The 12,205-nt window shown below is 57.5% G+C and carries 11 protein-coding genes; 4 read left to right on the top strand and 7 right to left on the bottom strand.

From position 1 onward, the window contains the following. Positions 1-64: 64 nt before the first annotated feature. From VG146_21710 to VG146_21690, 5 genes are all read right to left on the bottom strand, one after another. Positions 65-1,174 carry a lysylphosphatidylglycerol synthase transmembrane domain-containing protein gene (locus VG146_21710; protein HEV2394975.1) on the bottom strand — a complete coding sequence of 370 codons (1,110 nt, stop codon included), beginning with the start codon at positions 1,172-1,174 and terminating at the stop codon, positions 65-67. A gap of 283 nt (positions 1,175-1,457) precedes the next feature. Next, positions 1,458-2,687, bottom strand: coding sequence for a BON domain-containing protein (locus tag VG146_21705; GenBank protein ID HEV2394974.1), 1,230 nt, complete (start codon positions 2,685-2,687; stop codon positions 1,458-1,460). A 240-nt stretch (positions 2,688-2,927) separates the two neighbouring features. After that, on the bottom strand, positions 2,928-4,055 hold the full coding sequence (locus VG146_21700; GenBank protein ID HEV2394973.1) for a DUF1501 domain-containing protein: 1,128 nt from the start codon (positions 4,053-4,055) through the stop codon (positions 2,928-2,930). A 1-nt stretch (position 4,056) separates the two neighbouring features. Continuing rightward, entirely contained in the window at positions 4,057-5,574 is a 1,518-nt protein-coding gene (locus VG146_21695) for a DUF1800 domain-containing protein (protein HEV2394972.1), read from the bottom strand. Continuing rightward, positions 5,571-6,101, bottom strand: coding sequence for a hypothetical protein (locus tag VG146_21690; GenBank protein HEV2394971.1), 531 nt, complete (start codon positions 6,099-6,101; stop codon positions 5,571-5,573). Before VG146_21690 ends, VG146_21695 begins: the two co-directional genes overlap by 4 nt. Before the next feature lie 149 nt (positions 6,102-6,250). Here VG146_21690 and VG146_21685 point away from each other — a divergent pair, with 149 nt between their 5' ends. From VG146_21685 to VG146_21675, 3 genes are read left to right on the top strand one after another with little or no spacing between them, the layout of a single operon-like run. Beyond that, positions 6,251-6,859 (top strand): sigma-70 family RNA polymerase sigma factor, encoded by a 609-nt coding sequence (locus tag VG146_21685; GenBank protein HEV2394970.1) that lies wholly within the window; start codon positions 6,251-6,253, stop codon positions 6,857-6,859. 48 nt (positions 6,860-6,907) lie between these two features. After that, complete coding sequence (locus VG146_21680) at positions 6,908-7,402, top strand: hypothetical protein (protein HEV2394969.1); 495 nt, start codon at positions 6,908-6,910, stop codon at positions 7,400-7,402. Next, positions 7,399-8,382, top strand: a complete 984-nt coding sequence (locus tag VG146_21675) for a DUF3106 domain-containing protein (GenBank protein HEV2394968.1) — start codon at positions 7,399-7,401, stop codon at positions 8,380-8,382. Before VG146_21680 ends, VG146_21675 begins: the two co-directional genes overlap by 4 nt. Before the next feature lie 15 nt (positions 8,383-8,397). Here the strand turns inward: VG146_21675 and VG146_21670 are convergent, their stop codons facing one another. Together VG146_21670 and VG146_21665 are read right to left on the bottom strand one after the other, a co-directional pair. Then, a complete protein-coding gene (locus tag VG146_21670; GenBank protein HEV2394967.1) occupies positions 8,398-8,979 on the bottom strand; it encodes a TMEM175 family protein in 582 nt (193 codons plus the stop codon). Between the two features lie 3 nt (positions 8,980-8,982). Continuing rightward, positions 8,983-10,674, bottom strand: a complete 1,692-nt coding sequence (locus VG146_21665; protein HEV2394966.1) for a glycoside hydrolase family 76 protein — start codon at positions 10,672-10,674, stop codon at positions 8,983-8,985. Positions 10,675-10,872: 198 nt separating this feature from the next. Here VG146_21665 and VG146_21660 point away from each other — a divergent pair, with 198 nt between their 5' ends. Continuing rightward, entirely contained in the window at positions 10,873-12,192 is a 1,320-nt protein-coding gene (locus VG146_21660; GenBank protein HEV2394965.1) for a hypothetical protein, read from the top strand. Positions 12,193-12,205 lie beyond the last annotated feature (13 nt).

The raw sequence follows: 12,205 nt of genomic DNA, 5'->3' as shown, positions 1-12,205 counted from the left end.
CGGAGTTGGTCAGTTGGAGGTGGAGTTTGGTTTTTCGCTTGGTGAATGCGGGCATGGCTATACATCACCATAATGGTGATGTTGTGTCAACAGATTTTTCACCTACCTGTGCATTTTTCCTCACCTGGCTAAGGATCGGGGAAGGCCGCTTCCATTGGGAGATTTGGCGCCGGATGCTGCGCAAGGTCAGTCCGCTTTGGGTGACGGCGATAAGACCGGCAATAGCTAAGGGGAGGGTCAAGACGACGTATGCCAGCAAGGCAAAGCCGCTGGCGACTGGTTTGGGAACGCCAAAAAAGCGGAGGCCGGCGACACACAGGAGTTGAAACACCCCAATCCCAGCCGGGGTGCTGGGCATGGAAATTCCAATGTAGGCGATGATGAAAACGGCTAACTGCGTCCAGAGTGAGAATTGTAACGCGTACGCGTGGAGCAGCGCCAGAAAGGCCAGGCATTGAATGATGAGTTTAATGATCGAAAGACCGAGAGCCGCCAGGATCAGATTTGATCTGCCAATGCTGCGGAGGCCTTGGGCCAGCCGCTGAAGAAAGGAATGCAGCCTTAACACCGTTTTCGAGTGAGAGAATCTTGCTGGTCTTTGGGTTGAACGCGGTTTCCTCTTGCGGAAGGTGGTCCAGGTTATCATCGCCACGCCGGCAACGATGAATCCGCCTAAAATCTCGCCCGTCCGCGCGAGTTTGCTTGGCAAAGGAAAGAAGAAGGCGGTCAAACCAATGCCCAACGCCAGCCAGAACGAGTCAAAGAGCCGTTCGATTAAAAGAGAGGGGAGCACCTCGGCAATGGTGGCCTTGGTCCAGGCCGAAGCGAGGTAAACGCGAATAATATAGCCTGCGTGAACGGGCAACACGTCATTGGCGAAGCGTCCGGCGAGAAGGGCTTTCAAGGTTTGCCCAAAAGATAGATGGCCGGCTGGTTTCAGGAGCAACTGCCATTCCCACGCGGCGCATGCGTACACGAGCAGGTCCAGGGCTGCGGCCAAGGGCACCCACCACCAATCGATTCTCAGGATCGAGCGCAGCACCTGGGCGAAGGGGACGTTGTGGAAGACCCAATACAAACAGCCAGCCGCTATAGCATAACCCAGGAGTTGCCATCCCCACCGCCGAACCGTCCTCGATGTTTCACGAGGCTGCAAGCCGTCTTTTATCGCCATTCAACTTAGTTGCCAAACATCCCTGATTTGGGTTTCCAGGTCCCGGGGAGTTTGCGGTCCGGCTGGAGCTTTGGCAACCGTGCAACGGCACGGGGCAGCGATTCTCTTGTCACCCGTTGATCTATAAATGCCACCCCATGATACCGAGCGCAGCCAGGGTCTTTCAACGAAAAATCCAAAATGCTCAATATTCATTGAGCATTGAGCATTTTTCATCTGCCATTTTTCGGAACAGCGGTGGGATGCTCAACCGGATGAGAGAGGGTATTCAACACCGGGTTTTCTAGCGGTTGGTTTGCACCGGCGCTCCGAGCTGGTTGGTCGGGAACACGCTCATTGGAGCGTTGCTGCGCGAGGTCGGAGAAAGTGGGCCGGCGCCCGGGACAGGGAGAGTGGGAACAAACGAACCGCTCTGGCCGGATTGGGCAGGGTTGCCCTGCTGGCCAATTTCTCCGGGTTCACCCTGCTCTTCGCTGCTGCCGATACGCAATTCATCCACCACCTCAACAACGCCTGGGGTGTTTTTAACAGCGGTTTCCAGGGCCTGCTTTTCCTGCGTCGAGCCGACGGAGCCTTCCAACTCAATGACGCCGTTGCGCGCGACGATATGAACCGAATCAAAGTCGTTTTGACCATGGCGATGGCGGCGCATCTCCCCTCGAACATCCCCTAGCACTTGGCGATCGCGGTCAGTCACCGCTTCGTCCTGCGGCACCGGGTTCCAGGGCTGGGAGGGGGCGACACTCAGATGATTGATCACGCGCGTCACACCGGGGGTTTGCTGCGCGATACTTACGAACTCCTGTCCCTCCTGCGGCGAGGGCACAAAGCCGGTGATGGTGACCACCCCGTTTTGGCTTGCCAGATGAACGGCTATCCGGTGCCTCCTGATCTCTGGGAGCAATTCATGCCGAATCTTGGCCAGAAGCGCCTTGTCCTGCGGGGTCAGTCCTTGATCGGGGAGGAGAATCGACCCGTTTTGATTTGTCAATGCGCCAAACTGGTTACCATCTCCGCCAACTGCATTTGTGCCGGCAAAACGCGAGTCGTCTGCGTCAAAGTCATTGGTAACAACCACCACATTGGTTCCTGGGAGCTGGCTCCCAAACTGGTTGGTTAGGATTCCGAATTGATTTGTCAAAGTACCAAATTGATTGGTCATGAGCCCAAACCGATTTGTCATGATCCCAAACTGGTTGCTCAGCATCCCGAATTGATTGGTGAGCATCCCAAACCCGTTTGTCTGCCCGAATCGGGGCACCGAAGGGATGACGTTGGTTCCCAGCAGCATCTGCTGCCGCAGCGCGGGTGGGACCTGAGATTGTTGCTGAAGGCCGGGCGGGACTTGTCCAGGTGCAAGGATAGGGCCTTGGCCAACCGGCGGCCTTGCGGCGCCCTGAACGGGAGCCATGGGGGCACTCGGCGCGCTAGGGGCCTGCTGAACTCCCTGTGCACGGATGCTCAACGTGCCAATTCCAATGACCAACAATACTGCTGTAACCTGTGCCTTCATGAATTGTGCCTCCTCTATTTATCTCTCGGCGGGCCGATTCCACGAGGCCCTGATTTGCTTCTCGCGAAGCGCAAATGGGACTCGCCGGACCCTTCGAACCTGAGTCGTTCGATTCCTACCCTTCCTATAATGCTTAACCGTGCCTCCCCTCAATAGGGTCATGCCCTTAAATGGGCTTGTTTTCAGTTGAAGTTTAAACGAGCTTTAAAACGGCAGAGGCAGAAAAGAACCCGTTCGCTCTCAGGCAGGGTACAGTGCGAGAGGAGAGAAGTCGAAATCCGGGAAAACATTGGCAAGGGCTTGGCGAGAGCCGTGGCGCTCGAGAATGGGGGCCAAAACATTCCGATAATTATTGATGACCGGCACATCACCGGGGCCTTCCAGCACATCCTGTGTAAGTCCAGGCCATTTGCCCAGCACTCGCCCCCCGTTGATACCTCCTCCCAGCACAAACATGATGCTGCCCCGGCCATGGTCTGTTCCGAAAGCAGAGTTCTCTTGCAACCGCCGCCCGAATTCGGTCATGACAATCACGGTCGTGTGCTCCAATTCGCCGCGCAGATCATGGTAAAATGCGGCAAGCCCACGGCTCAACCGTGCCATCAACGGGTCCATGATGGTTTCCTGGCTGAAATGGGAATCCCAGCCGTTGAGGTCCAGTGACGCGGCTTGGAGGCCGATGCGGGCTTTTATCAGGCGGGCAATCTCCATCAGACCCTTGGAGAAATCGTCATTTGCATAATTGGCTTGAGGATGGGGTTTGTAGAGGGAACTGCGGAGGGTTTCTATGCGGCGCACGGCTTCGAGTGTATAGCGCCCGGCCTGGCCCAAAAGGTCCGTTTGCGCTTCATACAAACTCCCGAGGCAATCAATCAGCCTTTTGGGGTCCTCTCCGAGGGAAAAATCCTCAAGGGATTGAAAGACGGTTGCAGCCGGCGCGCCCCGCAGCGATTCTGGCACCTCTTTGCCAATAGCAACCGCCGCAAGAGGTCCAGCAGCTCCCTGGTTCTGCGTACGCAAAAAGCGCCCAAGCCACCCTCCGCCCGTTACTCCCCCATGCTCCATCAAGTCCTGCGCCTCGAAATGCGAGCGTGTGCTGTCCTCCGATCCGGCGGCGTGAATGATGGCCAGTGTGCCGTCTTGAAACAGGGGGGCCAAATCTTTGAGGAGTGGATTCAATCCGTAGAAGCCGTCCAACTGGACAGCCTGGCTCTTTGGAATCGCAATGCGTGGCCGCGCGCGGTAATAACCATCGTCTTGGAGGGGCGCCACCAGGTTGAGGCCGTCGGCGCCGCCGCGCAAAAAGATGACCACCAGCGCATGGCGTTGGTCTCCATTCCCGCTTACCAGGGCTTTGGCATCACTCATATCAACACCTCTGGAAAGCAGGGGAAGCCAGCATGAGCGCCAGCCCAGCCCCGGACTCATCATAGGCCCTTGCCTCCTGGGCAGTGGCTTTGCGCCCAAGCAAATGGGCCATCAAGCCCGTATCCCCGCCCGCATTGCTGCGTAAGGTATCCAGATGAATGCGCGTGCCCTGGATACGGTTGCGGCTTAAGGCCACCGCGAAGTTCCAACGCCACAGCAAGGTCCCCATCCAGGGAGCCGCCTGCTGCGGATAGCCATCCGGTGTCGGGTAGCTAAAGGGAGCCTGCCCCATCCGCGAAAGAAAATCGATGATGCTCATTCCCCCGTCTGTTTGGGCGCTCGTCGCGCGCAACGCAGAAACCACAAAATGGAACGGGCGTTTAAACAGGTTCCCGCGTTCCTGCTGGAATTGCGCGGTATTAAAAAGAGCGCGCAACGTGGCGCCAATATCCCCAGACGACTGGGAGAAGGCGGCAGCCACCGTGTTCACGGCTTCAATGGGGGGCTCATCTGCAATGAACCGGCGGCACAATTTCGTGCTGATATGGCGCGCGGTGGCAGGGTGACACGCCGCCAACTGAATGACCTGCTCGAGTTCTTGTCGCCCCCTGCGTTGTCGCTGCTCCCGGCTCAATCCTGGCAGTGCCGCAGCTATCCGGGTTCCCAACACCTCCTTGGCGCCAAAATCATGCTGGCTCGGATTGAACTCAACCTTTCCGATCTGGAAAAAGGGCCGCTCCCCCTTCGAACGCACCGTCCAGCCGGTCAGGCAACGAGCCACGTCCATCACGTCCTTTTGGGTGTAACCGCCATGCACCCCAAGGGTGTGTAACTCCAACAATTCCCGCGCGTAATTTTCATTGGGCTTATCGGCCCCGCTTTGCCGGCGGTTCACCCGTCCATCGAGGTACCAAAGCATGGCCGGGCTCAGCGCCGAGGCCTGCAGCATTTCCGGGAACTTGCCCAGCGCGTGCTTGCGGATGACATCGCGGTCATCGCCCACTTTGAGCCATTTACAATCGCCTTTGGACGGATCGATGTTGAAATGGTCCGACCAGAATTGGACCATCACTTCGTACAACTGGCGCTGGGAACGCACGGCGCGCACCAGTGTGGCCCGCATGAGTTCATGATGAAGGAGATTCTGTTGGTACTCGAACAATTCGCCCAAGGGCAGGCTCAGCGTCTCAAACCGGCGCGCGGCATACTCGGCCTCTTCGTCATCGAGCTTTTCGGGATGCAATTGCTGCTCGATATATGCCGCAGCGGCCTGTTCTGGATTGCCGGCGAGCTTGCGGATGCGGGCATAATCGCCGGGACGCTGCCCGAATGTGATGCGATTGATGGCATGGACGACGGGATCGATGCTCTCCCTGCACGGCGGTAGGAAAGGGCCGCTCTCGTTGGCTTGAGTGAGAAGGAATCCTCTCAACTCTTGCGGGAGTTGGTCGCAACCGGCAGCCAAAAGCGCCAGACTGCCTGTGCCCAGCTTCAGGAATTTGCGCCGTGGAATATTCATCCGGCGGCTTGGGTGGGCGCGACCAAGGTTGCATGCGTTGAGGGACGGCTGCGGCCTTGCTCGAGCAAACACAGCATCAAGGCGCCCAGCCCGCTGACGAGCACCCAAACGGGCAGGATAACCCAGCCAACTACCGGCAGCAGAAACGAAAAGGCCAGCAACACACCCCCACGCAAAACTCGACGCCAAGGCTGTGACTCATCTATGGGAGAAGGCAGACCCTTGCCAATGCGCAGGGTCAATCCTGCTGAGCCGGCCAGGCCCAGCATTGCCGGGATGACTAAAAGCGTGAAACCACTCGCTTTCAGGAGCGGATTTGGCCTATTGCTAAGAATGTAACCCAGGATGAAAGGCAAGAGCACCGCGGCGAGACCAGCAGCAGTTATCCGAAATGGCCGGCTGTACTGCCGGCTGGCCCGTTCGACCAAAACCGGGAATAGGGCTTGGGCCAACAGCCAATAGCTGACATAAATCGTCAAAATGCCCACGACTATCAGCACGATCTTCAGAATATCTGCCATTATCATAGCGTTCCCAGAGTTGCAGGCTTCGCTGAACCTCGGCCCAAAGGCCGAAACCTTCAAGGGCTTATATCACAATACACAGTCAGGGGCCGGTTTGTTTCAATTTTCCTCGAACCTTGTGACCCGGCTGGTGTTTGATAAACTGGGCTACTATGTCCGTCGAGCGCGACCCCGATGCCGTCCTTATGTTGCGAGTCAAAGAGGGCGACGAGGAGGCCTTTGCCGAGCTGGTGGATAAGTATAAACAGCCGGTGATGAACCTGGCCTATCGGATGCTTCGTGACCTGACGGAAGCCGAGGACCTGGCGCAGAATGTCTTTATCCAGGTGCATAAATCTGCCCATCGCTACCGGGTGGCCTCCAGATTCACTACCTGGCTCTTTACTATCACGCGCAACCTCTGCCTCAACGAAATCCGCCGGCGCGGACGCCACCCGGCCACTTCCCTGGACGAGCCCCATCCAGAGAATGAGGACCAGCCACTGCATCAGTTTGAGGACAAGAGCACTTTTTCACCCCCGGACTGCCTGTTGCAGGGCGAACTGGAGGAAAAAATCGAGAAAGCGCTGGCGGAGCTTCCGGAAAATCAGCGCGCGGCGGTCCTGTTGTGCCGCCAGCATGACGTGAGCTATGAGGATATCGCCCGAATCCTGGATTGTTCCCTCTCGGCCACCAAATCGCTGATTCATCGCGGGCGCGAAACCCTTAAACAAAGGCTTAAACCCTATCTGCGCAGCGGCTCATGGCACCGATCAAAATGAACCGCAACTTTCCCCTTTTTACGGTTTTAACTATTAAAGAGAAGTTTTATGACCAATAACCCGCTGGAACCCCGATTGCGCGAGTTAGTCTGGCGCCGGAAACTGACTGCATCCGAGGAGACCGAACTCAAACGCTGGCTTGCCGCCCATCCCCAGGCTCAAACCGATTGCGATGCGGAGCTAATCTTGACCGAGGCTTTGGACCGGTTGCCTGACGCGCCGGTACCCACAAATTTTACCTCGCAGGTACTGGCGGCCATCAAGCGGGATGATATCGGCAGGGCCGAAGCTGGTGAGCTGCGAGGCGGGCGATGGTGGCTTCGTTGGTTGCCTCGAACCGCGGCTGCGGCTGTTATTTTGACCACCGTTCTTCTCTCCTATCATGGTTATGAAAACCATCGGCGCGCCCAATTTGTGCGCACCCTTACAGTCGTCTCAGGCGCACCTCTGTACGACCCGGAGGTCTTGACCAATTTCGACGTTATCCGCGCCATGAGCCCCGCGCCGGCCCCGGATTCGGAGCTTCTCACGTTGCTGCAATGAGCCGGCTATTTCTCACTTCCGGCAAGTTGGTTGGGCTGGTCGTTCTGGCTGTCATGGTCTGCGTTCCGGTTCAGGGGCAAACCAACTCAACTGGCTCTGTCATGTCTCCCCCGCTGCCTCCCCCGCCGCCAAAGTCGCCCGTCGAGGTCTTTCGCGACTTGCTCGGTATGACCCCTGTCGAGCGCAGAAAAGCGCTCGAAGGCCGCACGCCGGAAAACCGGAAGCTCATTTTAGAAAAGGTGGATGCTTATTCGAAACTTCAGCCAGAAGAACGCGAGCTGCGTCTGCGTGTGACCGAGTTGTGGTGGTACCTGCCCCCGCTGCTGCGCACGCCGCTGGCCAATCGGGCCGACCGCGTAGCGGCGATTCCTCCAGACATGCGCAAGTTGGTCGAAGACCGGCTCAAGTTTTGGGATTTGCTGCCGCCTACATTGCAAAAGCAACTTCTGGACAATGAAGCCACTCTGCGGTTTCTCACGGAAATGACCGGAAGCACGCCCGAACAAAAGGAGCACGCCTTGCAAACCCTGCCCAGCAGCCGGCGCGAGCAGATCGAGCAGGGCCTGCGGCAGTGGAACCAAATGACCGATGAGGAACGGGAAGGGATTGCCAGCAGCTTTAACCAGTACTTTCTGCTGACTCCCAACGAGCAGCGGGGCATCCTGCACTCGATTTCAGAACCGGAACGCATGCAAATCGAAAAGGCGCTGACTGTTTATAAGCACCTTCCGCCATCTCAACGGCTCCAATGCCTGCGCTCCTTTCAAAAGTTCGCCAGCCTCAGCCCGGCGGAACGCCAGCAGTTTCTGAATAATGCCAAACGTTGGGAGCGGATGACTCCCGCGGAGCGCCAGACCTGGAAGAATCTCGTCCAGCAAATGAGCATGGAACCGCCGCTCCCTACTGGCCGCGGCCCTTCACCGCCGTTGCCGCCCCGGCCGCGCGCGGCCATAGCGCCTTTCCCAACCGCAACGAACTAACCATGTAGTTCTTGGTTAGTTTTGTTTAACCAGCACACGCTCGATTCGGCGGTCGGGGATGACCCACATTACTGCCACCAGCACATAAAGGCTGTTGGCAATCCAAGTGTTAACAAAAGCCAGTGGGATAGCGCTCAGGTACAGCAGAGGTGAAACCTTGCCCTTCCAATCCTTGCCGACCGCCTCCGCCAGCAATGAACCTGGCCCCTGGTGGGCGATAATGGTGCTTTGGAGAATCCAATACGCGATCGCCGCCATTAACAGCACGCACCCGTAGGCCGCCGTTGGCGTGGGGGCCAAATGATTCTCTCCCGCCCATCCTGTGGCGAACGGGAAGAGCGACAGCCAAAACAGCAGGTGCAGGTTCGCCCACAAAATGCCGCCGCTGACGTGTTTGGTGGAATGGAGCATGTGATGGTGGTTATTCCAGTAGATGCCCACATAGACAAAACTGAGCACATAGCTCAGAAACACGGGGACCACCGGCTTGAGAACGGCCAGGGCCGCCCCTTTTGGCACCTTCATTTCCAGCACCATGATTGTGATAATGATTGCCAGCACCCCGTCGCTGAAGGCTTCCATCCGGTTCTTTTCCATGCTTTAAGGCCGAATCACGCGGTAATATCGCGCGCTGTTGGTTCCCGCAAAATAGGTGAAGCTGATGCTGGGTCCCGCTGCAACAATGGGAGAGCTGACATTGCTCCAGGAATTACTGGCCAGAACCTGGCTGGACTGCAACTGATAAGTCAATCCGCTGTCCGTGCTCCAGGTCACCTGCACAGCGCCCGCCGGCGAGACGCTCAGTCCGGTAATAAGTATCGGGTCAGGGGGAATCACCGTTAGATTATCGAGGTTGAGGTAATTGGCGCTGCCCAAAGAGGAATTGAAGCTAATGGAAATTGTGTTCGGCCCTGCCGGAAGGTTGCAGGCGAGCCGATTGGTGCTGTAGATGCTCCATGCGCCTGTGCTGACAAATCTTTGGTTTCCGACCGCATTGACCCCGTTTGTCAGGATAACACGAGTGGCGTCTCCAGCACCGGCAGCATAGCGGAATGCCAGCGTGTAACGGTCCGCGCGCCGGCAGTTCACGGTGAAATCCACCGATTGCCCATTGCTGTTCCAGCCCGCAACATAGCCCCAACCGGTGAACAACCCGTAAGTGGCCTCGACTCCCAGATTGTGGAGAGTGGCATTCTCGGCTTCGTATTGATTGGACGGCAAACCGGAACCAGGGTATAGCCCTGACTCCTCGGCGAACCGGCTCAGAGCGATGCATGCGGCATTGACCTGCGCCTGGTCCACATTCGTTTGAGAAGGGCCCCCCCAGTTGACCGCAAAGACAGTCGAATTGGTGTTGCGCGCCAGGTTCCAAAGCGCGTTCGCGCTACCCCGCAGCACAGCCAGGTAAGCCGCGTAGCTGGTGTCTTTGGCATAGAGCTCCATCAGGTAACGGCAGGCCGGCCCTTTGAACTCGTGGCAATCGCCGCCGCAGCCAGAGTTGTCGCCGTCATACAAGGCCGGGCCGTACTGGGTGGACACCACTTCGTTTTGGATCATGTAACCGGCGATGTTACGGGCTTTGGTGAGAACGCTCGAACTGGCCGTTGCATCATACAGGGCGACGCTGGCGCCGATCATCAGTCCTTCGTTATAGGTGAAGCGCCACCAGACCTTGGTCCCGGTGGTAGTGATGTGGTCGCAAACCTGGTAGGTGCTCCCGCTTACCATATTGGCATACCAAAAGGAATAAACCTGCTGCGCAAACGAAAGGTAAGCTGTGTTGCCCGTGCGGGAATACAACCGGGCCCCGGCCAGGGCGGCGCCGGCGTTGGCGGCCGTCGCCTTCTGAGTGTGGGCTTTGTCCCACCAGACACCCCCGGGAATGGCCCCGCAGCAACTGGTGTCCCAACCAGCCATGATGTCGGCGTAGAGCGTTGTGGCCTGGTTTAAATATTTCGAATTGCCGGTTAAATCAAAGGCATGAATTAGGGCCATCGTCATCCAGCACTCATCGTCGTAATAGCCGCTAAACCACCCGCGCTGGTTCTGTCCTTCATAAAAGCTCTCGATAAGGCCGGCATACTGCTGGCCGCCGGTGCGCTCGACACCATCCATGAGCGCCTGCCAACCGTTGGCGTAAGTCCAATAACCGGTAAGGGAGCCGTTGCTGGGATAAAGATTGCGCAGATACTGGTTGCCCCCATCCCAGAACTTAAGCAGGAAACTCTGCAGCGCCTGGTCCGCTCGCGCATGATACGTAGGGACAGTCTGGCCCAGTGCAGCCTTCATCATGCAAAAAGCAAAGGCCACCGCCCCTGCAATGAAAACACGATTTGTTAAACCAGATTTCAACACGCGATAGCCTAAAAGTCCTCGATTCGATAAGAAAGGCAAAAGGCCAAGGCCCTTAGGCCCTTCTCCGCATTACTATTGATCTTTCATCGGGCCGCCGTTCAAATATGTATCGCGCGGAAGATTGCCCGTGCCAGAATGCAACCAGAACCAAACAATTTAACTTCCGCTGAACAGTCCCTGCCAGGCAGTGCGGCCCCCGGTTCACCTGCATCCCAACCGCCGGAGGGCGCCCTTCCGCCTCCAGTCCCTGATAGCGCCCCTCCGCCCACATCGGCACAGGTTCGCAAGCCCTCGCTCACGCGGCAATTGCTCGCCCTCCTGCTGAGCCTGGGACTTGGCCTGTTCCTGGCCGACGCCTTCGTTTCCCTGCTGGACGATTCTTTGATCCTCTTTTTCAACGCGCATGGCCTTGCGGCTTTCCGCGGGACATTGTTCCTTTTGGCAATACTCTCATCGCTTCTGATCTACGCGCTCATGGAGCTCACCCCAATGATCCCGAAGCGCGTGTTTCTTCCGGTGACTTTGTTCAATCCGCTGGCCGGCCTTCTTTTGCTTCCCGTAATGATTTATTGGCACAGCCGCCTCGAACAAGCGGCCTGGCTGCTGTCGCTCTGCCAGGTTACCTTGGGCCTGGTGATTCTTTGGCGGCTCCAGGGGACCCTGCGGTTGCACTGGCCGCTGTTCCGGGAAGACCATCTGGCGCCCCGGGCCTTTAGCTGGTTGAACTTGTCGGGGTTCTTGCTGATGAACCTGTTCGTTCTGGTCCCTGCTGTCGTGGCCTACTGCTTTCTGTGCGCCTCGCTCGCGGTGGGCCATTTCAGCGAAGGTTTTGTGGCCCTGCGCGCCAGTGGTCTGACCGTCGAGGCCAGAAAATATGTCCGCAACGACGGCAAGACCATCCAGTTGGTCCCCATGGCCCACATTGGCCAACGCGATTTCTATCGCGAGCTTTCCCAATCTTTCCCATCCAACTCCATCATCCTTATGGAAGGGGTGAGCGACACCAAGAACCTGCTCACAAACAAAATCACCTACCGGCGCATGGCCAACTCCCTGGGGCTGGCGGAACAGCAGAGGGAATTCAGGCCGCCACCCAACGAAGCAGTCCCCGCCGATATTGATGTCGATCAATTTGAGCCCGGCACCATCGACTTCCTGAATCTCGTCATGCTCATTCATTCCAAGGGGCTCACCCCCGAGAACCTAATCAAGCTGATGCAATACTCCCCACCGCCAAACTTTGAGCAGCAACTGTGGGAAGACCTCCTTAAGAAGCGCAACCGCAATCTCCTCAACCAAATCGATGACCACCTCGACGAATCGGCCAACTTGATAGTTCCCTGGGGCGCAGCCCACATGCCCGGCATTGCCGACGGCATTCAAAAGGCCGGCTTCCGCCTCGTGGAGCAAAAGCAATATCAGGTGATTGGGTTCGGAGCGCGTCGCGCCCGGTGAGCGCAGAAACGCA

It is taken from the genome of Verrucomicrobiia bacterium (assembly GCA_035946615.1).
In the GTDB taxonomy this organism is placed as follows: domain Bacteria; phylum Verrucomicrobiota; class Verrucomicrobiia; order Limisphaerales; family UBA8199; genus DASYZB01.
The sequence above is the reverse complement of the archived record's forward strand: the minus strand, read 5'-3'. Positions and strand labels throughout refer to the sequence as shown.